This window comes from Altericroceibacterium spongiae (assembly GCF_003610805.1).
GTDB lineage: Bacteria > Pseudomonadota > Alphaproteobacteria > Sphingomonadales > Sphingomonadaceae > Altericroceibacterium > Altericroceibacterium spongiae.
Window position 1 is genome coordinate 514,753 of the sequence record NZ_RAPF01000001.1, and the last position, 21,416, is coordinate 536,168.

General features: G+C 58.6%; 37 protein-coding genes. 13 read left to right on the forward strand and 24 right to left on the reverse strand.

Annotated elements, in window-relative coordinates; all coding sequences use genetic code 11:
* Positions 1-89 precede the first annotated feature (89 nt).
* A complete protein-coding gene (locus tag D6851_RS02340) occupies positions 90-1,007 on the reverse strand; it encodes a LysR substrate-binding domain-containing protein (RefSeq protein ID WP_120323236.1) in 918 nt (305 codons plus the stop codon).
* A 139-nt stretch (positions 1,008-1,146) separates the two neighbouring features.
* Between D6851_RS02340 and astD the strand changes: the two genes are divergently transcribed.
* Complete coding sequence (astD, locus tag D6851_RS02345; RefSeq protein ID WP_210210308.1) at positions 1,147-2,574, forward strand: succinylglutamate-semialdehyde dehydrogenase; 1,428 nt, start codon at positions 1,147-1,149, stop codon at positions 2,572-2,574.
* A 35-nt stretch (positions 2,575-2,609) separates the two neighbouring features.
* Positions 2,610-3,902, forward strand: coding sequence for an N-succinylarginine dihydrolase (locus D6851_RS02350; RefSeq protein ID WP_120323237.1), 1,293 nt, complete (start codon positions 2,610-2,612; stop codon positions 3,900-3,902).
* Positions 3,903-3,963: 61 nt separating this feature from the next.
* Here D6851_RS02350 and D6851_RS02355 read toward each other — a convergent pair whose 3' ends face one another.
* Both D6851_RS02355 and D6851_RS02360 read right to left on the reverse strand, forming a co-directional pair.
* On the reverse strand, positions 3,964-6,303 hold the full coding sequence (locus tag D6851_RS02355) for an FAD-dependent oxidoreductase (RefSeq protein ID WP_120323238.1): 2,340 nt from the start codon (positions 6,301-6,303) through the stop codon (positions 3,964-3,966).
* Between the two features lie 655 nt (positions 6,304-6,958).
* On the reverse strand, positions 6,959-7,339 hold the full coding sequence (locus D6851_RS02360) for a VOC family protein (RefSeq protein ID WP_120323239.1): 381 nt from the start codon (positions 7,337-7,339) through the stop codon (positions 6,959-6,961).
* A gap of 83 nt (positions 7,340-7,422) precedes the next feature.
* On the opposite strand from D6851_RS02360, the gene D6851_RS18335 reads away from it, so the two are divergent.
* On the forward strand, positions 7,423-7,920 hold the full coding sequence (locus D6851_RS18335; RefSeq protein WP_420797084.1) for a winged helix-turn-helix transcriptional regulator: 498 nt from the start codon (positions 7,423-7,425) through the stop codon (positions 7,918-7,920).
* 389 nt (positions 7,921-8,309) lie between these two features.
* On the opposite strand, the gene D6851_RS02370 is transcribed toward D6851_RS18335, so the two are convergent.
* The 17 genes from D6851_RS02370 to D6851_RS02440 form a co-directional block, all read right to left on the reverse strand.
* Positions 8,310-8,582, reverse strand: coding sequence for a helix-turn-helix transcriptional regulator (locus D6851_RS02370; protein WP_338014722.1), 273 nt, complete (start codon positions 8,580-8,582; stop codon positions 8,310-8,312).
* Positions 8,498-8,806, reverse strand: coding sequence for a hypothetical protein (locus tag D6851_RS02375; RefSeq protein ID WP_120323242.1), 309 nt, complete (start codon positions 8,804-8,806; stop codon positions 8,498-8,500). Before D6851_RS02375 ends, D6851_RS02370 begins: the two co-directional genes overlap by 85 nt.
* Complete coding sequence (locus tag D6851_RS02380; protein ID WP_120323243.1) at positions 8,803-9,117, reverse strand: hypothetical protein; 315 nt, start codon at positions 9,115-9,117, stop codon at positions 8,803-8,805. The genes D6851_RS02375 and D6851_RS02380 overlap by 4 nt, the downstream gene beginning before the upstream one ends.
* Positions 9,104-9,331 (reverse strand): hypothetical protein, encoded by a 228-nt coding sequence (locus tag D6851_RS02385; protein WP_120323244.1) that lies wholly within the window; start codon positions 9,329-9,331, stop codon positions 9,104-9,106. Before D6851_RS02385 ends, D6851_RS02380 begins: the two co-directional genes overlap by 14 nt.
* On the reverse strand, positions 9,328-9,546 hold the full coding sequence (locus D6851_RS02390; RefSeq protein WP_120323245.1) for a hypothetical protein: 219 nt from the start codon (positions 9,544-9,546) through the stop codon (positions 9,328-9,330). Before D6851_RS02390 ends, D6851_RS02385 begins: the two co-directional genes overlap by 4 nt.
* A gap of 2 nt (positions 9,547-9,548) precedes the next feature.
* The gene (locus D6851_RS17665; protein ID WP_183029948.1) at positions 9,549-9,704 is read right to left on the reverse strand and encodes a hypothetical protein; all 156 of its coding nucleotides are present in this window, start codon (positions 9,702-9,704) and stop codon (positions 9,549-9,551) included.
* Positions 9,701-9,994, reverse strand: a complete 294-nt coding sequence (gene sciP, locus D6851_RS02395; RefSeq protein WP_120323246.1) for a CtrA inhibitor SciP — start codon at positions 9,992-9,994, stop codon at positions 9,701-9,703. Before sciP ends, D6851_RS17665 begins: the two co-directional genes overlap by 4 nt.
* Positions 9,991-10,206, reverse strand: a complete 216-nt coding sequence (locus D6851_RS02400; RefSeq protein ID WP_120323247.1) for a hypothetical protein — start codon at positions 10,204-10,206, stop codon at positions 9,991-9,993. The genes sciP and D6851_RS02400 overlap by 4 nt, the downstream gene beginning before the upstream one ends.
* Positions 10,203-10,469 carry a hypothetical protein gene (locus D6851_RS02405; RefSeq protein WP_120323248.1) on the reverse strand — a complete coding sequence of 89 codons (267 nt, stop codon included), beginning with the start codon at positions 10,467-10,469 and terminating at the stop codon, positions 10,203-10,205. Before D6851_RS02405 ends, D6851_RS02400 begins: the two co-directional genes overlap by 4 nt.
* Positions 10,470-11,216 carry a nucleoside triphosphate pyrophosphohydrolase family protein gene (locus D6851_RS02410; protein WP_147395406.1) on the reverse strand — a complete coding sequence of 249 codons (747 nt, stop codon included), beginning with the start codon at positions 11,214-11,216 and terminating at the stop codon, positions 10,470-10,472. It abuts the gene before it with no gap.
* Positions 11,213-11,401, reverse strand: coding sequence for a hypothetical protein (locus tag D6851_RS02415; protein WP_147395407.1), 189 nt, complete (start codon positions 11,399-11,401; stop codon positions 11,213-11,215). Before D6851_RS02415 ends, D6851_RS02410 begins: the two co-directional genes overlap by 4 nt.
* Positions 11,398-11,835 carry a hypothetical protein gene (locus D6851_RS02420; RefSeq protein ID WP_120323251.1) on the reverse strand — a complete coding sequence of 146 codons (438 nt, stop codon included), beginning with the start codon at positions 11,833-11,835 and terminating at the stop codon, positions 11,398-11,400. Before D6851_RS02420 ends, D6851_RS02415 begins: the two co-directional genes overlap by 4 nt.
* Positions 11,832-12,419: an aldo-keto reductase family protein gene (locus tag D6851_RS02425; RefSeq protein WP_147395408.1), complete on the reverse strand. Its 588-nt coding sequence runs from the start codon at positions 12,417-12,419 to the stop codon at positions 11,832-11,834. Before D6851_RS02425 ends, D6851_RS02420 begins: the two co-directional genes overlap by 4 nt.
* A 14-nt stretch (positions 12,420-12,433) precedes the next feature.
* On the reverse strand, positions 12,434-12,571 hold the full coding sequence (locus D6851_RS17670) for a hypothetical protein (protein ID WP_183029949.1): 138 nt from the start codon (positions 12,569-12,571) through the stop codon (positions 12,434-12,436).
* A 106-nt stretch (positions 12,572-12,677) separates the two neighbouring features.
* Positions 12,678-12,992: a LexA family protein gene (locus tag D6851_RS02430; protein ID WP_120323253.1), complete on the reverse strand. Its 315-nt coding sequence runs from the start codon at positions 12,990-12,992 to the stop codon at positions 12,678-12,680.
* Complete coding sequence (locus D6851_RS02435; RefSeq protein WP_120323254.1) at positions 12,986-13,285, reverse strand: hypothetical protein; 300 nt, start codon at positions 13,283-13,285, stop codon at positions 12,986-12,988. Before D6851_RS02435 ends, D6851_RS02430 begins: the two co-directional genes overlap by 7 nt.
* A complete protein-coding gene (locus D6851_RS02440) occupies positions 13,282-13,557 on the reverse strand; it encodes a hypothetical protein (RefSeq protein WP_120323255.1) in 276 nt (91 codons plus the stop codon). Before D6851_RS02440 ends, D6851_RS02435 begins: the two co-directional genes overlap by 4 nt.
* Before the next feature lie 140 nt (positions 13,558-13,697).
* On the opposite strand from D6851_RS02440, the gene D6851_RS17520 reads away from it, so the two are divergent.
* On the forward strand, positions 13,698-14,579 hold the full coding sequence (locus D6851_RS17520; protein WP_147395409.1) for a hypothetical protein: 882 nt from the start codon (positions 13,698-13,700) through the stop codon (positions 14,577-14,579).
* A 38-nt stretch (positions 14,580-14,617) separates the two neighbouring features.
* On the opposite strand, the gene D6851_RS02455 is transcribed toward D6851_RS17520, so the two are convergent.
* Genes D6851_RS02455 through D6851_RS02465 form a run of 3 tightly spaced genes read right to left on the reverse strand, consistent with a single transcriptional unit; the run spans position 14,618 to position 16,014 of the window.
* Entirely contained in the window at positions 14,618-15,127 is a 510-nt protein-coding gene (locus D6851_RS02455) for an HIRAN domain-containing protein (protein WP_120323258.1), read from the reverse strand.
* A gap of 9 nt (positions 15,128-15,136) precedes the next feature.
* Positions 15,137-15,574 carry a hypothetical protein gene (locus D6851_RS17900; protein WP_210210310.1) on the reverse strand — a complete coding sequence of 146 codons (438 nt, stop codon included), beginning with the start codon at positions 15,572-15,574 and terminating at the stop codon, positions 15,137-15,139.
* Between the two features lie 11 nt (positions 15,575-15,585).
* The gene (locus D6851_RS02465; RefSeq protein ID WP_120323259.1) at positions 15,586-16,014 is read right to left on the reverse strand and encodes a helix-turn-helix domain-containing protein; all 429 of its coding nucleotides are present in this window, start codon (positions 16,012-16,014) and stop codon (positions 15,586-15,588) included.
* On the opposite strand from D6851_RS02465, the gene D6851_RS02470 reads away from it, so the two are divergent.
* Entirely contained in the window at positions 16,013-16,417 is a 405-nt protein-coding gene (locus D6851_RS02470) for a helix-turn-helix transcriptional regulator (RefSeq protein ID WP_120323260.1), read from the forward strand. The genes D6851_RS02465 and D6851_RS02470 overlap by 2 nt on opposite strands.
* Before the next feature lie 123 nt (positions 16,418-16,540).
* Here the strand turns inward: D6851_RS02470 and D6851_RS02475 are convergent, their stop codons facing one another.
* A complete protein-coding gene (locus D6851_RS02475) occupies positions 16,541-16,834 on the reverse strand; it encodes a hypothetical protein (RefSeq protein WP_120323261.1) in 294 nt (97 codons plus the stop codon).
* A 270-nt stretch (positions 16,835-17,104) separates the two neighbouring features.
* Between D6851_RS02475 and D6851_RS02480 the strand changes: the two genes are divergently transcribed.
* The 8 genes from D6851_RS02480 to D6851_RS02510 all read left to right on the forward strand — a co-directional run bounded on the left by D6851_RS02480 (position 17,105) and on the right by D6851_RS02510 (position 21,355).
* Entirely contained in the window at positions 17,105-17,548 is a 444-nt protein-coding gene (locus D6851_RS02480; protein ID WP_120323262.1) for a hypothetical protein, read from the forward strand.
* A 95-nt stretch (positions 17,549-17,643) separates the two neighbouring features.
* Positions 17,644-18,063, forward strand: a complete 420-nt coding sequence (locus D6851_RS02485; protein ID WP_120323263.1) for a hypothetical protein — start codon at positions 17,644-17,646, stop codon at positions 18,061-18,063.
* A 30-nt stretch (positions 18,064-18,093) separates the two neighbouring features.
* A complete protein-coding gene (locus D6851_RS02490) occupies positions 18,094-19,014 on the forward strand; it encodes a DUF2303 family protein (protein ID WP_120323264.1) in 921 nt (306 codons plus the stop codon).
* A 2-nt stretch (positions 19,015-19,016) separates the two neighbouring features.
* Positions 19,017-19,217 (forward strand): hypothetical protein, encoded by a 201-nt coding sequence (locus D6851_RS02495; RefSeq protein WP_120323265.1) that lies wholly within the window; start codon positions 19,017-19,019, stop codon positions 19,215-19,217.
* Complete coding sequence (locus D6851_RS02500; RefSeq protein ID WP_120323266.1) at positions 19,214-19,639, forward strand: hypothetical protein; 426 nt, start codon at positions 19,214-19,216, stop codon at positions 19,637-19,639. The genes D6851_RS02495 and D6851_RS02500 overlap by 4 nt, the downstream gene beginning before the upstream one ends.
* Positions 19,636-20,136, forward strand: a complete 501-nt coding sequence (locus D6851_RS02505; RefSeq protein WP_210210311.1) for a hypothetical protein — start codon at positions 19,636-19,638, stop codon at positions 20,134-20,136. Before D6851_RS02500 ends, D6851_RS02505 begins: the two co-directional genes overlap by 4 nt.
* Positions 20,133-20,267, forward strand: a complete 135-nt coding sequence (locus D6851_RS18155) for a hypothetical protein (protein WP_274379034.1) — start codon at positions 20,133-20,135, stop codon at positions 20,265-20,267. Before D6851_RS02505 ends, D6851_RS18155 begins: the two co-directional genes overlap by 4 nt.
* On the forward strand, positions 20,264-21,355 hold the full coding sequence (locus D6851_RS02510; protein WP_120323267.1) for a DnaA N-terminal domain-containing protein: 1,092 nt from the start codon (positions 20,264-20,266) through the stop codon (positions 21,353-21,355). The genes D6851_RS18155 and D6851_RS02510 overlap by 4 nt, the downstream gene beginning before the upstream one ends.
* Positions 21,356-21,416 lie beyond the last annotated feature (61 nt).

Sequence of the window (21,416 nt, forward strand, 5' to 3'; positions counted from 1 at the left end):
AGAGCCATGCTCAATCCCGGTGCCATGCCTAAAGGTGTCGCAGGGGGCAAGTCTCCGCAAGCACACCCATGTCGATTTATGCGATTTTTTCAGGCGATTATGTCATTCGCTTTGCCTGCGCATTCTTCATGGAGCCATTCGCGAAACAATGCGAAGGCGCGTATTTTGTGACTGCTCTCGGGAAAAGCGAGCCAGTAACTGCGATCTTCGGGCAGAGGCCGGTTCACCGGGATAACCAGTTCACCCGCTTCCAGCTCCGGGGCGATCAGAAAACTCGGCAGCAGTGCCGCCCCGCCGCCCGCTTTGACCGATTGCGCGAGCATCAGGAAATGGCTGAGCGACGGAAGATTCTGCATGTCGGGCGCGGAAATACCCGATAGCGCAAACCACCGGGCCCATGCGTCACGCCGGCGGGATTGCACCAGCAACGGCACTTTCAGAAGATCTTCCGCCCGGCTTATGGCATGTTCAGCCTGTAAAGCGGGAGATATGACCGGCACCACCTCTTCATGAAACAGCAGATCGTGTTCGGCACCCGGCCAGTCCGGTTTGCCGACATGAATAGCGGCATGAAAAGGCTCGCGCGGGAAATCGAAAATATCGACACGGGCCGCAATATTGACGACCAGATCGGGATGTCTCTGTGTCAGACGCGGCAAACGAGGCGCGAGCCAGCGCATCCCGAAGCCGGGCAAGACGGCCAGTTCGATAATATGTTCGGGTTCCGGGTCGATCATCCGGCCGGTGGCCCGGCGGATCGCAGCAAGGGCCGGTCCGATCTCTTCCAGATAGAGGCGCCCCGTCTCGTTCAGGGCCACACGGCGCCCGTTCCGGTCGAATAGCGGCGCATCGAGCCATTGTTCCAGATTGGAAATATGGCGGCTGACCGCACTCTGGGTCAGTTGCAGCGCTGCACCGGCGCGCGTGAAAGAGCCGAGCTGGGCCGCCATTTCGAAACAATGCAGCATCGCCATGGGCGGCAATCCGCGCCGGTCATCGATCTTCATCTGAAAAGCTCATGAGTAAATGCCTATTCATGGGGTTTATAAGCCTTTCAAAATCGGAAATCATAACAAAAATAGATAAAGGTGAAGCGGGTGAGTATTCCCGCCATGCCCTTTGCGCCCGTCTGAAGGAGAAGTCCGCATGACATCGACAATGCAATCCACCTGCCCCGCCACCGGAGAGATCGTGTGGGAAGGCGTGGAAGACGATGCCGCCAGTGTGAACCGCCGGCTCAGCGCCGCGCGCCGGGCCTTCGAGGGCTGGGCTGACACGTCTCCTGATCGGCGTGTAGCGATCCTGCGCGCCTATGCCGAGAAATTGCGGGACCATGCAGAAGATGTGGCGAGAACTATCGCCCGGGAAACAGGAAAGCCCTTGTGGGAAGCCCGGCAGGAAGCCGGTTCCATGGCCGGGAAAGTGGATATTTCGATCCGGGCACAGGCGGAAAGGGCCGGGTTCCGGACCGATGAACAGCCTTTCGGGCAGGCGGTTCTGCGCCACCAGCCGCATGGTGTGATGGCAGTGCTCGGCCCCTATAACTTTCCGGGCCATCTGCCCAACGGCCATATCGTGCCGGCATTGCTGGCCGGCAATGCCATTGTTTTCAAGCCTTCCGAACAGACACCTGCAACGGGTGAGCTGATTCGCTCTCTGCTGAGCGAAGCCGGGCTGCCCGACAATGTTCTGTCCGTGGTGCAGGGCGGTCGTGAAACAGGCGCTGCGCTGATCGGCGGAGAGATTGACGGGTTGCTGTTCACCGGTTCGGCTGCGACCGGAATGGTTCTGCGACGGGCTATGGTGGAGCGTCCGCATGTTATCATGGCGCTCGAACTCGGTGGCAATAATCCGATTATCGCCTGGGATGGCGATCCGGTGGCGGCGGCTTCGATTATCGCTCAGTCAGCCTTTATCACGGCCGGGCAGCGCTGTTCCTGCGCGCGCCGTCTGATCGTGCCCGAAGGCCCGGCGGGGGAGCGTATCGTCGAAGCTGTTACCGCTCTTGCCGCGCGGATGCGCATGGAGCGATGGGATGCGGAGCCCGAACCGACATTCGGTTCGCTCATTTCCGCCGGGGCGGCTCGCTATGCGCGTGAAGAAGTGGCCAGACTGACCGGTCTCGGTGCCCGCACCCTGCTTGCCGAACAGCGCGACGATGGCCTGTCCGAAGCTTTCATGGCGCCGGTGATTCTCGATGTGACCGGGATAGATGTTCCGGATCGGGAAATTTTCGCGCCCGTGCTTCAGATACAGCGTGTGCCCGATTTTGCTGCTGCGATAAAGATGGCGAATGCAACCGCTTTCGGCCTCTCGGCAGGGCTGGTTTCCGAAGATGCGGCTTTGTGGCAGCATTATCTGTCACGGGCGAGGGCAGGGGTGATTAACTGGAACCGCCCGACTACGGGGGCCAGCGGAGCCATGCCCTTCGGCGGTCTGGGCAATTCGGGTAATCACCGTCCCAGCGCCTATTATGCAGCCGATTACTGCGCCTATCCGGTGGCCAGTTTCGAAGCGGGCGAACTGGCCGATCTGTCCGGCCAGATCAAAGGGCTGGCACCCGCCGCGTCCTGAAGTGCCTGCCATTCTGAAGAGGAGTTCGCTCGCTTATGCGTGAAATTAATTTCGACGGGCTGATAGGGCCGAGCCACAATTATGCCGGGCTGTCTCTGGGCAATATTGCATCGTCCAGAAATGCCGGGGAAGTTTCCGCACCGCGCGCCGCTGCTTTACAGGGGCTCGGCAAAATGCGGCACATGCTCTCTCTGGGCATTACGCAGGGTCTGTTCCTGCCCCATGATCGCCCGGATACGGACTGGCTGCGGCAACTCGGCTTTGCCGGCGATGACGATGCTGTCTGCCGTGAAACATGGGAGCGTGAGCCTGCTCTGCTGCGGAACGCCTTGTCCGCCTCGGCAATGTGGACAGCCAATGCCGCAACGGTTTCACCGGCGCCCGATACGGCGGATGGCCGGTGCCATCTGACGGTGGCCAATCTTTCCACCATGCTTCATCGCAGCATTGAACACGGCGAGACCCTGCGGCAATTGCAGCTGGCGTTTGGCGATGATCGCTATTTCGTGGTCCACCCCGCTTTACCGGCCGGTCTCGGCGATGAAGGCGCGGCGAATTTCATGCGGATGGGGAGCAGCCATGCCGACCGCAGCCTGGAACTTTTCGTTTATGGAGAGCGCCCGGCACAGCAGGCCTTTCCAGCCCGTCAGCACCGTGCGGCCAGCGCTGCTGTGGCGCGTCGCCATGGCGTAAGCGATGCGGATCTCGCGCTTGTCCGGCAAAGCGACGAAGCTGTGGCTGCGGGCGCGTTCCATAACGATGTGGTGGCTGTGGCCAATGAGAATGTGCTGTTCGCCCATGAACAGGCCTTTGCCGATCGCGATGCCGTTTATCGCCGGATTGCGGAGCGTGTCCCCGATGCCGTTATCGTCGAGGCGCCGCGCGAGCGGGTGAGCCTCGAAGCGGCGGTCGGCTCCTATCTCTTCAATTCGCAACTGGTGACGCTGGGCGAGGGGGGCATGGCGCTGATTCTGCCACAGGAAGCGCGCGATACACCCGAAGTCTGGGCATGGTTGCAGGAGGTGCAGGCAGCGGACAATCCTATCCGCCGGCTCGATATCGTCAATGTGCGCGAATCGATGCGCAATGGCGGCGGCCCTGCCTGTCTGCGCCTGCGTCTGGCTGTGAGTGAAGAAGCCTGCGCCGCAATAGACAGCCGTTTCCTGCTCGATGAGCGACGCTGCGACCGTATCGAAGCGGTGATCGAACGGCACTGGCCGGAACGCATCGCGCCGGACGATCTCGGCGAAGCGGATCTGTGGCATCAGTGCCGTGAAGCGCGCGAAACCTTGCTGGCAGCGCTGGATTTTCCGGCAGGCATCCTGTGATCGTGGCTGCGCAGCTTCTCTGTCTCAACAGCCAACAGAGCCGCTCGCTTGTGGGAATATCCTATTCGCGACGATCGTCATGCAATCCCGGTTCGGCATGCGCTTCCTGAACGGCAGCATAGCCTGCAGCTTGCAGTTTCCGAATATTTTTCAGGGAAAAATCGTAATCGGATGACGGGGATTCCTGCTTCTTTCGTGCAAATCGCGTGATGGTTGTCGCCCCCTCATCTCCCATAAGCTGAATATATCTGGGAATATTCCGCACCTTGGCAGCCTCGGCAGGATCGAGACGACTGACGAGGTGGCCGACCAGCTTTCGATAGGCCGCAATCGTTTCGCGATGGCGCAGGTCGCTTCTGATGCTTTCCGTATAAACGATTTCTTCCCGCCGCAGCAGGACTTCCATCATATTGGCGGGCAGCGGACTGTCCCCGGCGAACAGGTCGACCACAAACACCCGTTTCCCATCCGGTCCGCAACGCTCGATCAGAATGTCGAGGGGAGAATTGCTGACAATGCCGCCATCCCAATAGGCTTTGCCGTCGATATTCGTCCAGGGAAAGCCCGGTGGAAGGCTGCCGCTGGCGAGAATGTGATCCGGGGTAAGATCGTCCACATAGCTGTCGAACAAATCGAGCTCAGCCGTTGCCACATTCACGGCGCTGAGCAGCAGGCGGACCGGGCTGCGCTTCAAAGCGGCGAAATCGACATATTTTGCGAGAAGCTGTTTCACCGGTGCGGTGTCGTAAAAACTCGTCCAGTTGAAAGGCGGGCCGTTGAGCGCAGCGAAAGGCTGCATCCAGCGGGGCTGAAAGAAATTGGGCACGCCCAGTGTGAGAATTTGCAATGCGGACAAAGCCTGCTCGCCACCTGCGAACGGCACGTCCGGCGTGAGAACGGATAATTCGCTCCAGAACGCGTCGAGCGCCGATGCGGCATCGCGCGGGTGGCTGGCAATGATCGCTCCGTTAAAGGCGCCGATAGATACGCCGGCGACGATATCGGGAAATATCTCCATTTCTTCGAGTGCCTTGACCACGCCGCATTCGAAAGCGCCGAGCGCACCGCCTCCCTGAAGAACAAGCGCGGTCTGTGTCGGTGTATGGTCGAGCTTGAAGGTCGGGTCTTTCAGCCGGTCCCTGACCGAGCCGATATTGAACCGATGCCGGATCATGCTTTCGATACGGCGGGTTTCGTCGACAGGCCGGCCCATGGAAAGCAGGGCACGCGGAATATCGTTCCTGAGATAGAACAGGGCGAAAGATTTGCTTTCGATGGCTCCGCGGCTGATCCGGTCCTGTGTTTCCCTGGGCCAGCCGAGCATATTGAAGCCGATATCCCCGATTTCGCAGAAGAAATAGGAAACCTCATCATAAGGCAGACGTCGCCCGATCATATTCCTGGCCGCAAGGCGACCCTGTTTTCCGGCATTGTCCCAATGTTCGATATGGCGGCGGCTGGCAAAAACCGGATCGTAGAAAGCAACCACATCGCCTGCGGCGAATATTTCGGGCACATTGGTGTTGAGAAGCGCATCCACTACGATGCGCCCGTCTTTCAGAGCGATATTGCTGCCGCGCAAAAAGTCGCTCGCCGGTTCAACTCCGATGCTGACGATAGCGAGATCGCAGCGAAGCTTTCTCCCGGAAACGGTTTCGACGCCCTCAACGCATTCGGAACCGTGAAAGGCGGCCGCCCTATCGTTCAGCAAAACCGTGACGCCGCGACTTTCGACATAGGTCTGGAAATAATCGGAAAGTGCGGTGGATTCGATATAGGGCAGAAGCCGGGGGCCTTCCTCGACAATCGTGACGTCGATGCCCAGCTCGACCAGCGTCATGGCCGTTTCCATTCCCAGGAAGCTGCCGCCCAGAATTACGGCATGGCGAGTGCGGGCAGTGTCGCTTCGGATCGCACTGGCATCGTTGACATTGCGCAGCGTATGAATGCCGCTGAGATCCGCTCCGGGGATGAGAAGGCGTTTCGGGTTTGCTCCGGTTGCGATCAGGAGCTTGCCGTAATGAATCTGTTCACCCTTCGCGGTCGCCACGGTCCGGTTCTCCGTGTCGACCGAAACCACTGTTGTATCGAGCTGCAGATCGATCGCTTTGTCACGATAGAATTTTTCGGAATGGATGAAAATCCGCTCTTCAATATCGGCAAGCAGCATCTTTTTGGACAAAGGCGGCCGATGATACGGGCGAACCGATTCCTGAGATAATATAAGGACAGACCCCGCTGCGCCTTCCGCCCGCAGCGTTTCGGCGGCGAACGCACTGGCGATACCTCCGCCGATCAGCAGAAAATCGATATGCTGCGAGGTTGCCTGCAGCGTGTCGACAGAGCCTGCCTGTTCCGTGGAGGCGTTTTGACCCGATCTGCGCCTGTGTCCGGAAATCATGAGGCCAATTTACAGCTAGTCTGGAACTGCACCATGCGCGCTTTCTCCGTTATCGGCGGTGCTGGCAGCGCGACTTGACGGTTCTGATAGCCAAACTGCCGTTTGCCCGGTTTGTCCCCATAAAATGGATCACATATGGCAAAATCTTCTGCGGCCATCGGGTTCCACAAGCGGGAATTGCTTACGAACCATGCGCCGCAGGGGAGGACTATCCGCCATTACCTGACAACGCAGACACTCCAATACCTCCAACCCGAAGTACAGAGCATTTTCGAATTGGATCGAGCGTGAGGCCGCGAAGGTAAGTGGCGCGATCGTCGTGGGGCTGCGCGCCTGAACCCCTTAGTCGCCGCTATTCGCCGGTGGAGGTGTGGGCTGCCGGGCCGAAGACGGCGAAACCGAGAACTCTACCTACGCCATAGTCCTCTAAAATGGCCGACGCCTCATATCGCACACGCACGTGCTCAGCTGGTCAGCTGGGTTGCAGCGGAGATCAGTTCCAGTGCCTGAACCAGTCTCCGAAACAAGGTGCGGCGAGTGAGCGCCGCAGCCCCACTCGAAAGAACGCTGCGACGATCTTGAACGACGGCCGTTGGAGAAGTATTTTGCGACTAAGCCGCACAACACGCCCCGGGTCCGGTCAGAACCTCAAACCTTAGGCGGCGCCTCCGGTCAGATCCTCAGCCAGCATCAGCGCGTTGCCGTCAGCGTCGTAGAATGTTGCGGTTTTGACCATTCCCTCAACAACATCCGTTTCGCCATCAAATCGGACATCGGCCTGTTCCAGTTTCTGCCGAGAAGAATCCAGGTCTGCGACTCCGAAGACTGGTACGCAGTTGCCGGGCGCAGGCTTTGTGTGCTCGCCAAAGCCAATGGTAACACCGGGCGTGTTCGTCCGAAGTTCTGACCAGCCTGCGTCATCAGCATGGTAGAGCACCTCAAATCCCAGCATGGTTTTGTACCACTCCGCGCTCGCACGGCGATCTTTGACCGACATGGCAATCGTGATGGTGTGATCTACGGAAACGAGTGACATGGCTTTCCTTTCGATTGAAAATATACTAACTATACTTTATGGACATTAATTTGCTTGTCAACATCACTTCGCGGGCTTGGGCAATGCCCATACTATCGAGGCTGCATTCAGGCGTCGCCGGACGGCAAGCGCCGCTGCTGGCTGCGACCGGCGCAAGCAGGACCGCCTTCGCGCAAAGTATGGATCACTTGATTGACCTTGGCCTGATTGAGCGAAACCCTGGCTACGGTCATCCATTGCGCCCGGAATTCCGGCTCACACAGTTGGGGAGGGCAGTCGCAGTCATCGCCAATAAGATTGAGGATGTCTCTGCAGAGGACGATCAGCCCTTACTGCGTCGGTCATGGACTTTGCCGATTTTAACGTCGCTCCATACACCAAGCCATTTCAGCGACATCAAGCGAAACCTGCCCACGATAACAGATCGGGCATTGTCGCAGTCATTGAAGTCAATGGAAGCAAGAAGCTGGGTGTGTAGGCGCGTCGATGGAGCCGCTCGCCCGCCTAAGCCTGTCTATTGTGCTGTGAATACTGGAGGCCTGATAAGTCAGGTCACTGCGCCGGAAGTCAACTTCACTTAGCAGAACTGTTCGTTCTCAAAATAAGACCGGTGTCAGAAAAGTCCGCATAGTCGCCATCTCCGGAATCAGCTTCGAATGTCTCTTTGCCTTGGAGTGCCCATGACCGCTTCCCCACAGAATATTGTGGTTGTGGGCGATTGGCAATGAACGACGGCGGGCGGCTGCGGCCCAGTTTTCCGTGTAAATCCGGGGGCTTATGCGGTCAGTAACAAATGGCGGAGAGTTCGGGACGAAGTTCGAACTCGGAGCCGCGCGCTCAAGTAGCGCAGAGCGCGGTAGCGCAGAAAGAGATGGCGGACAGGGTGTCCGTCGAAAAGGGCTCTTTTACTGGCTTAATTGTAAGTTTCTTAAGGGTTTCGCTTGTGTCGATACCCCCATAAATACCCGCATCAGGCCGCGCCCCGCCATTCCAGAGGGTTTTCAATCCATCGGTCTATATCGCTCTGCCGCCATGCCACTGCGTTGGCACTGATCTGGACAGATCGCGGGAATTCACCGCAATCCATCTTCCGGTAAATTGTCCGTCTGGACAGGCCTGTGGTCTCTACGACAGAGGGTAGGCGAAGCAAGCGATCGCTCATTTCCCCTTCTCCAATTCTTTGATGACCTTGGCCCGGCGATATTCTTCCGGGCTGACTATCCTCCCATCCATCGCGTGCCATGTAAGGCACCCCTTCGCGTACCAATTGTCAGGCAGCTCCATAACCCCGCCGTTTAGAAATGGCTCAATATCTTCGGGATGCTCCGCGAGGTATGATATGATCCGGCCAGCGGTCTCCATACCTCCTATACCCGCAGCGTCTGCAAATCCTTGTGACAGCGTGGCTATGTGCTTGATGAGGTCTCGTGGAGACCAGTGGGCTAAGCGTTCATCTGCGCTCATCATCCGCACTCCCGGTTGCGGATGGCATCGGCTATTTTGTGACCTGTCTCTTGCGCGGTCTGAGTGTCCCAATCGCCTGTTAATGCGCTAACTTGCATCCAACCGTCCGCCACCTTCGCGCAGGCCTCGCGCTCTTCCTCCCGCGCCTTTTGTTCGCGCGCGGCGATGTAGGGTTCTGCTGCGGCGAGTACGGATTGAGCTATCCCGCGATAAAAATCGTTATATTCCGGGTTTTCGAATGGGTTGAAATCCGCACCCCACAATGCAAAGGCAATTGCATCAGTCACTTTTTGTTCCATGTCAGCACTCTGCATCGTCTTCACCTTTCAGGATGGCGCGGAGGGTGGCGTGGCCTTTATCGGTCAGGTGTCGGGCACCAAGTTCATTGACGAATGCGTATCCGCGCTCGATCAGAAATAAACCATATTGCCCGAGGGCGAACTCTTCCGGCTGGCCATCTCCGATTGCGGCCAACTTACGCTTTTGCGCCTCACTCAGCCCGGCAGCTATTTCGCGGGGGTCGGTCATGCTTCGATCCCCTTCAATTCTTCGTGCCACCGCATCATTGCGATGACATCGCCCGAAGCAGCCGCTTTGATCGCTTCGTTGCAAGCGTGCTTCATCATGGCGATCGTCGGTTCGACCATCACGTTCGGCATTCCGCGCAGGCTTTCGTACAAAGGAATGACTTCCTCCTGCACGCGCTGGATCTGGCGGGGTAGTTCTGTTGCGAGACTGGCCATGCTTATCTCCCCAATATTCGCGCCAGAATGGACCGGCTTTCACGCGGGCGGTTCATCCATTCGGCGTTAGTGACGGCTTGCCTGCGGCGCTGTGTGGGCGTGTTGCAGGCCGGTTCGATGCGGTTGCCGCGTTGACGGGTGGCGATGGGTTTCGTCATTGGTCGCGCTCCCTGTGGCGGTAATGCTGGATACGGGTGACGTGCAGGCCGGCCATGCCGGAGCGCGCGAGCGCCCTTTGCCACTCCGCGAATTCATCCGGCGTGAGGCCATAGCGCTCAAGCGCCTCGACCAGCGTCAGAAGACCGCCATTCACGGCCGCGACGACTTCCGCTTTGCGCCGGGGAACCCAACGCCTGATATCCGGTGCGGGCAGATCCTCCATCGTAAGCGGCTTGCCCAGGGGGCCGGCGACTTGCGCGGGGCGCCCATCATCCTGACTGGCGATCATCTCTCATCATCCTCCAATCCGTCCGACCAGACGCTTTCCGCGCCGGCGATGAACTCTTCGGCCTCGGTGCTATCCAGATCGAAGCCGTGCTTCTCCATGGCCTCCTCGCTGGTCAGTCGGGCATAGGGACCCCGGTGCCGGCCCCATTCGCGGCCCATGCCGTATGGGGTCAGGTCCGTCTTCGGGATCGGGCGGCTGGCGGGGCGGGTCATTTCGAGCGCTCCCGTTCATTCATCATCTCGCGTGTTTCAAACATCGGGTGCCCAACATGAGGCTGCCAATTGGTTTGCCAATCACGCAGGTTGAAGTTGTCAAATTCGATGTCGCGGCGACAATCGGAGCAATACCAATGATTGCTGCCGTGATTATACCAATTGGCCGGCTCAGCCTGACATGATCGCCGGTTACACGCCCCGCCTTCCTTGCCTTTATTCGGCTTTTCGGGGGCGTCGAGTGGTAGATCCATGAAGGCCATCTACCCATTCCCTTCGAGTGCTGCGTTGTCGTGGTCACGGCGCTGCGAATGCTGAGGCCCAGGGGTTGTGTCGTAGACCTCCATGCTCATGAGGAAGCGAATGCACATCGCTGCCGTCTGCACCGCTTCGGTGTGAACGCCTTCCATAGTTTCCTTGTGCTTTTCGTAGGTGACTTGAAGGCAGGCTTTTGCAAGTTCGCCCGCCTCTTCGCTGACTACGTTGCCAGCGTCTATTATACGTGTCGGCCAAGTGGGAAATTTGGTGGTCGCCTTTGCGACTTCCTGAATTATCTCCGCAACAATCGGGTTAGCGACTGCATCCCGCAGCCTCTCATTCTCGGCTTGCAGGGCCTCGGTGTCTTCGCTCTGGCTGGATTGGGTGCCGAGGCAGGCAATCACCTTGCCTAAATCGACATACCTTGCAGGACTGCCTAGAATGACGACTGGCGGCGGGCTTTCGTCAATCCCGTCAGCCATTGGATTTCGCTTAAGGGAATAGGGGTTGTCGCAATCGTAGTGCGCTGTTTCGTCATCCCATACGGTTACAACGTGCCCTGCGAGTAACGGCGCGCAGCAACCGACGCATTTCCCCAAGTCTTCCGCCTGCGGATTTTCGCCACTTATTTGCTGGCCATTCCTTTCAAGATCGGCCTTCGAGAAGGTTTTCATACCGATTTCCTCCGTGCCGCTTTTGGGGCGTTGTCCCGCCATTTGTGCGGGTTCGGGGGTGATTTCCTTGCTGCTCACGCCGCATCATCCAGACCGAGTAGGCCGAACAGCGTCGGCACCGCTGCCTCACGTTCCGCTTCCGGACTATCCAGATCGTAGCCATGTGCTTCCATCGCCTCCTCGCAGGTCAGGCGGCGGTGCGGGCCTTTAAATCGAGCCCATTCACGGCCTTGCCCGTATGGGGTGAGGTCACTGGCCATCACACATGCTCCCTTTCGAAGATCGATGAAGGCGGCTGGCCAGAACGAGGCATGATGCTGAGATCGATATGTACTTCGGCGCTGGCTGTTATCGTGTAAGCCACGCGCCCGTGAGGCTTTAAAGCGGGCTGATCGTGCCAATGGCCCCAGCCTGTTTCGTCATGCACTGCTCTGGCGATTGCATTCAGCAAACGCTCCGTATTCGTAGCCTCTTCAGTCCATGGAATTGCAACGATATCGAGATCGCGCTGCTGCGAACCGTGGATAGCGAGCGCATAACCGCATTCGCGTGCCGCAGCCCGCACGGCTGGCAAGGCACGCTCGCAAAAGATGCTGATTTCGGCAGTGCGAACTGCATGCGTATAATGGCAGGCAGCATCGGTATAGTGATCGGGAAAAGTCCAGCCATTGAGACAGGGGGAGGGTGGCTGTCTCATGCCGCGTGCTCCCCAACGCCATCGCACAGCTTTGCGAGGCGCTCGATTGTGTCGAGCACTTCGGGGCCGTGGGTTTCGATCAGGGCGATGGCGCGTTGCTTTGCGGCGCTGGTTGGGGCTTTAGTGGATTCTGCCTTCCCGCTTCGGAGGCCGGCTTCCTGATAGGCCGACACCACCGGCAGCAAGTGCCTTGCCAGCAAAACTCTTTGCTCTTCGGACATGCCGGACAGGATCCAGGCAGTATCATCCTCAGTCTCGATCTTCGCTTTACGCAGTGCCTCTTCCAGATCGCCAATCGCGCTGTTCTGGCCTCCTCTGGTACGCAGATCGGCATCGGTCCATAGGTCAAGGTGGCGACATTCTGCGATCAGCGCCTTTGCGATATCTTCCCGCGCTGGATGATCTTTCATGAGCCACCATGCCGATCTGTTTTCTTCACTGAAAACCGCAGATAGCCATGATACACTGACTGTATCCTGCAACTGCTTTACGATCACGCCGCTTGGTTTGCGAAAGACGCAGCGTTGTTCCTGCAAGGTGACACCCAGCGGCTGCAACGGGCAGTTTTTCAGTATGGGGTTCATAATTCCGCCTCCGTTTACAGGGAGAGCCAGAAGGCGCGGGCGCCTGTGGCGAGGATGATGAGGACGATGGCGGCAATCGCGGCCAGCCAGCGGCGGGCGGCGCGCTTTTCCTTTGCGTCCCAGTATGGATCGGGCGGGGTGCCGTGCTGCATCACAGGGTTCCTTCCGAAATATGGGCCAGCCATTCGGCCAGCGCGAAAACCACACCGGCGGCACTGGCGCCGAGTGCGAGGCCAATGGCCGGGGCGATGCGGGCGATCATGCGGCATCCTCTCTCTTTTCCGCGCCACAGGACGGCTGGATGAAATAGAGCGGTTCGCCAGTGGCAGGGGCACGGGGTATGGCGACCGGGTGGCACAGTGCGATGGCCCGTTTGCGCATTGGCAGGCGGCGGATATGGCCTTGCTGTTCGAGCTGATCGAGAATCGGGCCTACAGAGGCCCGGCGGTGCAGACCGCAGGCATCGGCAATTTCCTGCCAGCTCGGCGGCATGCTGCCATGGGCTTCACAATAGCCAGCGATATAGGTGAGCACGCGCTGTTCGCGGCTGGCCTTTTGGGCTGGGCTCAGCATGGCGCCGCTTCCGGCTGGCGTTTCAGCAGGCGGATCGTTTCAGCGTCTTCGGCATCGGGGGCATGAGGCCGGATTTTGCGGAAGCTCTTCGCCGGATATCCGTCACAGGGGCGATCACCGGGATAATCTTCAAACCAGAGGCCGATCACGCCCGCGGGATCAGATCCAACGCGGCGAACCGTGTTTATCTCGCCTGCGTTTGGGCCTTCCGCATCGGTGCCATCGAGCAGGTTCCATCCACCATCGTGAACGCAGAGCGCCATATCGCCCGCTTTCCAGTTATGATCGCTCATGCCGCGCGACCTTTGGGGCGGGCATGGGCTTTCCCGAAGGCGCGGATATCGGCGAGGGCGCGGGCCAGAGCGGCAGCGTCTTTGTTTGCCACGATATCGATCAGCGAGGGCGGGCACGGCTGGCCGCGCCGGGCATAGGCCTTGCGGGTTTCAATCCGGCTCACCGCCGCGTGAAGGCTCAGAGACGGATGACGCTGCAGTTCGGCCGCTATCTCCTCTTCGCTGACGCCGAAGCATGGTGCGCGAGGCGGCCTTCCAGAATTGAGTGACATGATGCCTCCAGTTCGTTTCTGGAGGCTAGATAATCACAATATGTGAACTTCTGTCAACTTGAAATATTCACAAAATGTGATTATCGATTTCTGACGATTAGGCCGCAGCCCCTGCTGCGCGGGAATTTGTGAGGTTAGTGATGGTGGGTTGGTTGTTAGCGAGTATGCTGGCTGTTTCAGGTGTCTTTGGGCATGTCAGCGCAGATGTGTGGAGTGGCGGAATATTCTCTCATCGTCATAGCGCTCGAGAACTCGCTCAGGCGTCTAACCTGACAGCAAAAATACGTGGTGAAGGCGGTATTTGTCAGAGTTTCATATTTGAAAAAACCCATGATAAAAAACGGAAAGTCCGGTATTTGCTGAATGGGTATCCGTATGTTGTCGACCAATTCTCCGACAGGAATGAATTTAGTCGTGTAAAAGCAGGACTCGCAGTCTCCGAAGACTGGCCCATTTCCTATGTCCCAGCCTATTTCTACCAGAGTGGCACTGCTCCTTCCCCGATTGATTACAGTCAGTTCAAACTCCCAGTCGACGGAGAGATGATCGACAGTGTTTTGCTGAAAAACAAATTCTTGCAATCGTACGATGGCACGTTCGGCATTGAGGAACGCGAGGTGCGTTTCGGCAGCGGTCTGCGCACTCTTCATAGCGGCTTCGCTGCCCTTTCTGGTGTGTTGAGCCGCCCGGCCAGCGAAGCCGGCAGCGGCTATGGCGGAAAGCAGCGTGCCGAAGCCCAGCCATATTCCATACACAGCCGCGTTAGCGGAACGGATGGCGGCCTTCGCGCTTTCTTCTGCGGACTGCTCGGCAGTCCAATTTACAGCAGTATCTGGTTCCTCGGCCTGCCGGGATTGTGGGTTGTGTTCATTCTCCTCAGCGGCAATTACTTCAGTGACAGATCCGCGAAAGGGACTTGGACCCGCCTCACCACCGTTCAGGCTATCAGCGCTTTGTATTTCGCTCTGGGCGGCATGATGCTCATTTCCCTGCCCCTGCACCCCGGCTGGAAGTGCTATTAGGACTAGCACGCAGGCGGTAAGGAAAAGGCGAGGTATCGTCATAAAGGCCAATTGGTGGCGATCAGGGCGGTGCTGGTTAGAAAAGCGGCCGGAAGGATCATCCCGAGGCAGCCAGTGCTTGAGGTTTTTAACCGTTTTTTTACCTGCGCTTTGCGCCATGCGGCCTGATCCTCTTGCAAGGGCCGATGGCGGTGGGGTTTCTGGCCTTCCCATGCGAGAGAGATTTCACAGCCCATCGTGGGATAGTTCCGCAAGCCGCCGGTGATCTGGTGGATTTTGGCGCGCGGTATGTCGCCGCTATCGAGCAAAGGTGCCAGAATGGCCGCGTCCTCTGCGGCGATATGGGCCAGTTGCCGGTCGAGCGCGTCGAGCACTGCAATTGCGTTAGGGTCTTTAGGGTTATCCGGGTCACGCCTGAGATAAGCGGGTTCCCCCGGATCGGTGGAGAGAAGGATAGTCTGGCGGCTGGTGCCGTCGGGATTATCGAAGCTTTCGCCCACCAGCTGGAAGATCTTCTTGCGAGGGCGTTTCAGTTGCGTAGCAGCCATGAGCGGGCCTTACTTCAAGCCGAACTGGGATTTCTGGATCAGTTTGCCATCCTGAAACATGGCATTAGCATTGGCACCAAATCCGTTTTCACCATCCCACTGAACCATAATAGTGCGGATGCCGCCCAGTTCATTTTCGCTGATAACTTCGCCGGGTGAGCCCACGATGGCTTCCACCTCAGAAGGCGTCATCCCGGTTTTGATGGCAGTGAATTCAGCCGCGCTGATCCCCGGATCGTTTCGGCGGGCGGCGGGGGCAGATTGTTCGGGCGCCCCGGCGATCCGGCTATCACCAGCGCTGACGCCCGGCTGGCCGGTTTGTGCCGGCGGATCTCCGAAAAGCGCGCCGATCACGCCCAGTGCGAAAATGACACCGATGCCGACCAGCCCCCAGAACATGCAGCCGCGCTTTTTCGGCTGGCCGTTCCCGCCCAGAGATTCCGTCATATCTTCCCCCGTTATCCAACAGTTCCATTTTTGCGAACCAACGCCTGCGCTACGCTAATAAGTTGTTTGCGTTCTTCTGCAGATGCGTTGACCCAAATTTCGATAATATCGGTAGGTAAAGTGGAAGGGTCGTGTTCCAGAATGAAGCCTGGCTGGGTCTTCAATGCCGGCGCTAGGCGCCTCAACCATTTGGCTGACAATCCCCGCTCACCGCTCTCCAGATACCCTATCATGTTCTGGTTAGTGCCGACTGCTTCCGCCAGCTCCGCTTGAGACATATGGCGAAACTCTCGCCACGCGCGAAGATAGTTGGGCCCGCCATTTTTATCGTCGCGCTCTTGCATCTCCTTATTATCGCAGATTGTGAACTCAATCGCGCCACACAGATTGTGATATTTTTCAGTTGCACTTAAAATCACATTATGTGATGTTTGCGGCATGGAAAAGTTGACCTCCAGAGAAATCCGCAAAGCGACGGGGATTAGCCAGTCCTATGCGAGCATGATTGCTAACGGGAGACGAACTCCTCCCCGAGCACTGGCAATATACCTTCTTCGTCAGACCGGCTGGCGTCATCCGTCCATTGCCGACCTCACCGACAAACAAATCGATGTATTAGAATCGGTCGAGCCTTGGCAGCTATCCAAGCCGGACGATGACGACGTAGCCGCTGCCCGGTCAAAGCCCGACTGGGCGCTGAGCGATGCTGAAATAGAGGCGCTGCCGGAAAACCGGACCGTGCTGTGCGCGGTGTGCGAAACCCGGCTGGACAGCGCCGCCGCCCAAGCCTGCACCTTCGTCGATTGCCCGCATGCCTCCCTGACAGCGGAGGAGGCGGCGTGAGCGCTCCCCGGATCATCAAGAAACAGGCTATCCATACGTGGGTGGAGCGTCGACGGGATGCGCGGGAGGTTTATGCCCACCGCAAGATGCTGAACGCAATCCGCCGCAGCTTCGGCAAAGGGCCTATAGCTTTCCTTCCCTCTCTGCTCGCTTCTGAACGAGATCTTCAACCATCGCCCAGAAGTACTCCGTGTGATGGAGGAGAAGTTGAGTAGCTGGATGATAAGCCTCATTAGCCGTTTCGGCTCTCTTTTCGGCATAAGTGTCCAACTCACTGAGACTTCCGCGTGCGCACTCTTGTGCGCTTTTGACGGGATCAGGCTGAGAAGACAGGATGTTTGCCCACAAATGCAGGGTGAGATGTTCGAGCATGAGAATGTGCATGCTCGTATCAAGTTTCTTAAGCGGTTCGTCCATTTCATTCGCCTTTCGGTTGTTTCTGACATTGCAACCGTGACCGAAGCGGGGGCGGCGTCAATCCGTCCCCGTGGAGGTGTCCCACCGCAGGGCATAGCCGCCAGCCGGACGCCGCCCCATGACTGACCCGTTAGCCCTGAGAACGCCGCATAAGCGCGTTCCGGGTCGCCTGCCCGGCGGGGAACTCCCCCCTGTCCGTCTCCGCCGGGCACTTCATTCCATCCGTGTTTTGCCATGCCGACTTATTGTGCGGCGCAGCGGGGTTTGCCCATGGAAATGATGCCGGAATATTCCATCCCCAGCGTAAAACGGCTGGTTGCCGATACGTTACGCATGTTTGTGGGCCATGGCCGCCGCATTAGCTGGGCCGATCTGGCCGCGGCGACCGGCGATAAAGAGCGCAAGTTGCGATCCTATGTCGAGACGGACGGCCCGGAAATGCCGCTGGACGTGTTTATGCGGGTCTTTGCGATCCTGCCACCCGAAGCCTTTGCCCGTGTGGCCCGGCATATGGGGTTCAGCGCGGCCCCGCTGGATCTGTGCCCGGATGCAACGATGCTGCGGGCGCTGGCGCAATCAGCCCGGCTGGTCGCCGAGGGCAACGAATTTCTGGAAGATGGCGTGATCGACCACAGCGAGCGGGCCATGCTCGCCAAAAGGGCCGGTGACCTTCTTCCGATCCTGCAATCCATCGCCGGGAACGGTTCCACCTGACCGGACCGGCTGGCGGTGCGTGACGCCCTGCCAGCACCTCCGCCGATGCATCGAAGCCGCGCCGATGGGCGGGGCGGCCATAAGGAGTGAGTATCATGAACGAAAAGGCAGAAAGGCCCGATGCAACCATCGATCAGCCATCCGTGGCGGCCGATGGCGGGCATGTTCCCGGCGCGTGCAACACGCTGGGCGAGTTTGTCCGCTCTCTGGAAGACGGGCAGTTCGATGCCGATTGCTATGACGCGATCAAGGATCTGGCTGCAACCATGCAGGAACATGCGTGGAGGTCTGGCGGCAAGTCCAAGGGCAAGATCACTATCACGCTGGACTTCGTTCAGGAAGGCGGCGTCACCGAAATCAAGGCGAAGTTCAAGGCGGCCAAACCTGAGGCCAGCCGCGCCAAATCGATCATGTGGGCGACCGAAGATCATCGCATGACGCGCACGCGCCCCGGCCAGAAGCAGCTGTTCGGCATTCGTGACGTGTCAGGCAGCGCGCCGATGCGCGACGCCTGACCCCTTTACCCCTGACGAAAGGAGATCGGCATGTCCGACTTTGCACAACAGCGCGGCACGGCCGCGGAAGTCCGTGAAATCATTGAAACCTATAAAAGGCCCGAGATCGAAACGCTTGTTGAGCCGGGTACAGGCGTTGAAGCGATTGTTCAGATCAGCTCGCACGGCACGAAGGTGATCCCCAGCGAAGTGTTCGACGAATATCGCCGTGCACCGTCTCAGCGGTATGGCACGGCTTCACTGACAGCGATCGAGAGCCTGATCGACCATGTGAACCGCTTCAAGGACGCTGACAGCGTGCTGTTCGCCATCGATGATCGCACAAAGCCCTCCATCACCGCCGTACTGGATTATCACCGGGCTGGCGCAGAATCCGATCCGCGTTACGGCCTGCACCGGTCGCTGTTCCAATTCCCGCTGTCGGATGAATGGAAAGCCTGGACGAAGTATGACGGCGAGCCTTTCAAGATGGCAGAGTTTGCCGCCTTTCTGGAAGACAGGATTATTGACGTTCTGGACCTGATCCCCGGTGAGGACAGCCTGCCGGAAGATATGCAGCGTTTCGTCAATACGGTGGGCGGTTCCATTGCCAGCCCTTCCAAGCTGATCGAACTTTCCGTCGGTCTGAAAGTCAATGAACGCTCTGCGGTGAAAGAGGCGATCAACCTTTCTTCTGGCGAAGGGCAGGTTCAGTTCGTAGCAGAGCATGTGGACGATGTGGGTGCACCGCTGCGCGTGCCGGGCCTGTTCCTGATCGGGATTCCGGTGTTCAATAAGGGGCCGATTTACCGGCTGGCGGCGCGGCTGCGTTATCGCAAGACGGCGGAAGGGCTGGTGTTCTACTATCAGCTCTGGCGGGCAGACCGGACATTCGACCACAGTTTCCGCGAAGCGTGCGAGCGGGTGCAGGTTGAAACCGAATTACCCATGATGTTCGGCACGCCTGAATAATCATGGTCCAGCCGGGCACGCATGAACTGGGCCTGTTCCGATCAGAAGGAACACGGAAACAGCCGCGCGATGCGCGGGGCCGGTTCGTGCGTGTCCATTACAGTCCGGCGCGGCTGAAAATCCTAGAAACCACACGCCAGATGCGGGCCGATATGGGCCTGCCGCCCAGCCCATGGCTGGAACCTTTCGGGAAAGACAAATGAGCTATGGAACATACAGATTGCGGCGTTGTGTCGTCACGCCGGTGCAGATGCAGCGGCTGCAAGAGGTGCATGCCGCGCTGAAAAACGGCGAAGGGCTGGAAGAGCTTGCCAGCCGCACGGGCGTGAAACCGAACACTATCCGAACATCGCTGGTAAACATACTGGGCAGCAGTGCATGGCCACCCCCGATTGAAGCTGTGGAAGAGGCGTTAAAGCTGCCTGCCTGCAACCCGTATGAAAAGACCGCAAACCGGTTCGATGGCGTCGCGGTGGATTTCGATGCGGAAGAACGCGAGCTGGAGCAGCGCCGCTTCGCCGTGGAAGAGGCCCGGCTGGAACGGGAAAGGCGGTTGCTGGCCGAGGAACAGCGCAAATATGGGCTGAAAAAGCCCGGCAAGCCGATTTCGGAAATGCCTATATGAGCGCGAACCGAAAACCCATCTTCTCAGGCGGCTGGCGTCCGAAGGCTTCAAAGAGAAAAAAGAAACCCCCGCGCCCGCGCCCCGCACCGAGGCCCATTGACGATATCACCGACCTTCCGGCTGGGCCGCGCGTGATCGTGCCGTTCCCGCCGGTCGAGTTGTCACCAAACTTCCGGGGCCACTGGACCGTTAAATCGCGGGCCAAGAAGGATTATCGCCGGGCATGCTGGGCGCTGGCGCTTGAAGCCGGGCTGCAAGTACCTGGCTATGCCGGAACGGATGGCAAGATCGCTATCCGGCTGGATTTCTTTCCCCCGGACCGGGCCAGCCGCGATGATGACAATGTACCGGCGAGCTTCAAGGCCGGGCGGGACGGCATCGCCGATGCTCTGAAATGCGATGATGCGCGGTTTGTAACCACGGTTGAGATGCGCAGCGAGACGCGTTGCTGTGTGGTCGTGACGCTGATCCAGCCAGCCGACGGGAGGGCCGCATGATGCGCCAGCCCGATACCTATCTGCTCATCTATCGCGACGGCACGCGCCGGCTGGTTAAGCCGCAATCCTTCGAACGGCTGGTGAGAGGGCCGAACATTTCCGGATTCTGGCGTGTGTGGAGGCGCAAATGAGCTGGGAAACCCAGAGCTGGGCCGCCAAGCAACGCCCCGGTTCGTCTTCGGCGAAACTGGTTTTGCTGGGGCTCGCATCCTGCGCGGATGCCAATCACTGCTCTTTTCCTTCAGTTCAATGGCTCTGTGACTTCAGCGACCTTAATCGAAAAACAGTGATAACCGCTTTGCAGCGGCTGGAAGACGGTATGTTTCCCCTGATTGAAGACACCGGGGAGCGCCGGGGCCGAACCTCTCAGGTGAAGGTCTATCGGCTGGCGGCCGGAAGGGAAGGCACGCAGTCCGATCCGCCGTCTGAAACAGTACCGAAAGCGGAACAGTACCGAAAACGGAACAGTTCCGTTTTTTCCCGTAAAGAGTCCCAAAAACGGGACACGGAACCTTTTAGGGAACCTATACCCCCCTTATCAGCTAAAGCTGATAAGGCCCCCACTGCCGATTTTGATGATCGTTTGGAGAAGGGAAAACCCGCCAAGTCTGGGCGGAGTGGAAAACGGCCCTCCCGTGGAACCCGATTGCCCAGTGACTGGTCGCCACCGCCTGTCGATCAACTGCCGCCCACAGCCGGAAAGCTGGTCGAGCAATGGCCGAGCGGGGCGTATGAGGCGGTTTGCGAGACGTTTCGATGCCATTGGCACTCCGAGACCCGAGCCGTGGGCTGCAAGCGTGACTGGGATGCTGCGCTGACCAAGTGGCTGATCAGCGATCATGCAAAGATCATGCGGGATGCCAAGGCTGGCGTGAGCTTTGCTTACCTCACAACGCAGCGGTCAGCCGGCGGCAAGGGCAAGGATGTTCTTCCGCCACCCGTGGCCAAAGCAGACGAAGATGATCGGTCGGCGGCCATTCATAACGTTCTGAGGACGGAACTTGGCCAAACAGCGTATGAGACATGGATCGAACGATGCGCTCTGATTTGGGATGCTCCGGGCGTTGTGGTGGTCACGTCCAGCGAGTTTCAGCGGTCGTGGATTGAGGATCACTTCCAATCGAAAATTATGGCGGCTGCGAGGGCAGCCATCGGGTCTGGCGTACGCTGGACACGCTTCCAAGTCGAACAGCCGATAAGAAGGGCAGCTAATGGCTAGATCAGGTCGCAAAAGGAAAAACGTTAAGCGGGAGCGCAATGGGCGGGCAATTCGAGCCGGG

Bases quoted from the DNA above. Each gene is read 5' to 3' on its own strand.
- D6851_RS02355 (WP_120323238.1), bottom strand. From the start codon at position 6,303: ATGATTTCCGGACACAGGCGCAGATCGGGTCAAAACGCCTCCACGGAA.
- D6851_RS02495 (WP_120323265.1), top strand. From the start codon at position 19,017: ATGGTCCAGCCGGGCACGCATGAACTGGGCCTGTTCCGATCAGAAGGA.
- D6851_RS02510 (WP_120323267.1), top strand. From the start codon at position 20,264: ATGAGCTGGGAAACCCAGAGCTGGGCCGCCAAGCAACGCCCCGGTTCG.
- D6851_RS02465 (WP_120323259.1), bottom strand. From the start codon at position 16,014: ATGCCGCAAACATCACATAATGTGATTTTAAGTGCAACTGAAAAATAT.
- D6851_RS02505 (WP_210210311.1), top strand. From the start codon at position 19,636: ATGAGCGCGAACCGAAAACCCATCTTCTCAGGCGGCTGGCGTCCGAAG.
- D6851_RS02350 (WP_120323237.1), top strand. From the start codon at position 2,610: ATGCGTGAAATTAATTTCGACGGGCTGATAGGGCCGAGCCACAATTAT.
- D6851_RS02370 (WP_338014722.1), bottom strand. From the start codon at position 8,582: ATGGCACGCGATGGATGGGAGGATAGTCAGCCCGGAAGAATATCGCCG.
- sciP (WP_120323246.1), bottom strand. From the start codon at position 9,994: ATGATCGCCAGTCAGGATGATGGGCGCCCCGCGCAAGTCGCCGGCCCC.
- D6851_RS02400 (WP_120323247.1), bottom strand. From the start codon at position 10,206: ATGACCCGCCCCGCCAGCCGCCCGATCCCGAAGACGGACCTGACCCCA.
- D6851_RS02405 (WP_120323248.1), bottom strand. From the start codon at position 10,469: ATGGCCTTCATGGATCTACCACTCGACGCCCCCGAAAAGCCGAATAAA.
- D6851_RS02425 (WP_147395408.1), bottom strand. From the start codon at position 12,419: ATGAACCCCATACTGAAAAACTGCCCGTTGCAGCCGCTGGGTGTCACC.
- D6851_RS02390 (WP_120323245.1), bottom strand. From the start codon at position 9,546: ATGGCCAGTCTCGCAACAGAACTACCCCGCCAGATCCAGCGCGTGCAG.
- astD (WP_210210308.1), top strand. From the start codon at position 1,147: ATGACATCGACAATGCAATCCACCTGCCCCGCCACCGGAGAGATCGTG.
- D6851_RS02485 (WP_120323263.1), top strand. From the start codon at position 17,644: ATGAACGAAAAGGCAGAAAGGCCCGATGCAACCATCGATCAGCCATCC.
- D6851_RS02340 (WP_120323236.1), bottom strand. From the start codon at position 1,007: ATGAAGATCGATGACCGGCGCGGATTGCCGCCCATGGCGATGCTGCAT.
- D6851_RS02360 (WP_120323239.1), bottom strand. From the start codon at position 7,339: ATGTCACTCGTTTCCGTAGATCACACCATCACGATTGCCATGTCGGTC.
- D6851_RS02480 (WP_120323262.1), top strand. From the start codon at position 17,105: ATGGAAATGATGCCGGAATATTCCATCCCCAGCGTAAAACGGCTGGTT.
- D6851_RS18335 (WP_420797084.1), top strand. From the start codon at position 7,423: ATGCCCATACTATCGAGGCTGCATTCAGGCGTCGCCGGACGGCAAGCG.
- D6851_RS02500 (WP_120323266.1), top strand. From the start codon at position 19,214: ATGAGCTATGGAACATACAGATTGCGGCGTTGTGTCGTCACGCCGGTG.
- D6851_RS02475 (WP_120323261.1), bottom strand. From the start codon at position 16,834: ATGGACGAACCGCTTAAGAAACTTGATACGAGCATGCACATTCTCATG.
- D6851_RS02375 (WP_120323242.1), bottom strand. From the start codon at position 8,806: ATGATGAGCGCAGATGAACGCTTAGCCCACTGGTCTCCACGAGACCTC.
- D6851_RS02420 (WP_120323251.1), bottom strand. From the start codon at position 11,835: ATGAGACAGCCACCCTCCCCCTGTCTCAATGGCTGGACTTTTCCCGAT.
- D6851_RS17900 (WP_210210310.1), bottom strand. From the start codon at position 15,574: ATGACGGAATCTCTGGGCGGGAACGGCCAGCCGAAAAAGCGCGGCTGC.
- D6851_RS18155 (WP_274379034.1), top strand. From the start codon at position 20,133: ATGATGCGCCAGCCCGATACCTATCTGCTCATCTATCGCGACGGCACG.
- D6851_RS17520 (WP_147395409.1), top strand. From the start codon at position 13,698: ATGGTGGGTTGGTTGTTAGCGAGTATGCTGGCTGTTTCAGGTGTCTTT.
- D6851_RS02490 (WP_120323264.1), top strand. From the start codon at position 18,094: ATGTCCGACTTTGCACAACAGCGCGGCACGGCCGCGGAAGTCCGTGAA.
- D6851_RS17665 (WP_183029948.1), bottom strand. From the start codon at position 9,704: ATGACGAAACCCATCGCCACCCGTCAACGCGGCAACCGCATCGAACCG.
- D6851_RS02455 (WP_120323258.1), bottom strand. From the start codon at position 15,127: ATGGCTGCTACGCAACTGAAACGCCCTCGCAAGAAGATCTTCCAGCTG.
- D6851_RS02380 (WP_120323243.1), bottom strand. From the start codon at position 9,117: ATGCAGAGTGCTGACATGGAACAAAAAGTGACTGATGCAATTGCCTTT.
- D6851_RS02440 (WP_120323255.1), bottom strand. From the start codon at position 13,557: ATGTCACTCAATTCTGGAAGGCCGCCTCGCGCACCATGCTTCGGCGTC.
- D6851_RS02430 (WP_120323253.1), bottom strand. From the start codon at position 12,992: ATGCTGAGCCCAGCCCAAAAGGCCAGCCGCGAACAGCGCGTGCTCACC.
- D6851_RS02435 (WP_120323254.1), bottom strand. From the start codon at position 13,285: ATGAGCGATCATAACTGGAAAGCGGGCGATATGGCGCTCTGCGTTCAC.
- D6851_RS02470 (WP_120323260.1), top strand. From the start codon at position 16,013: ATGGAAAAGTTGACCTCCAGAGAAATCCGCAAAGCGACGGGGATTAGC.
- D6851_RS02385 (WP_120323244.1), bottom strand. From the start codon at position 9,331: ATGACCGACCCCCGCGAAATAGCTGCCGGGCTGAGTGAGGCGCAAAAG.
- D6851_RS17670 (WP_183029949.1), bottom strand. From the start codon at position 12,571: ATGCAGCACGGCACCCCGCCCGATCCATACTGGGACGCAAAGGAAAAG.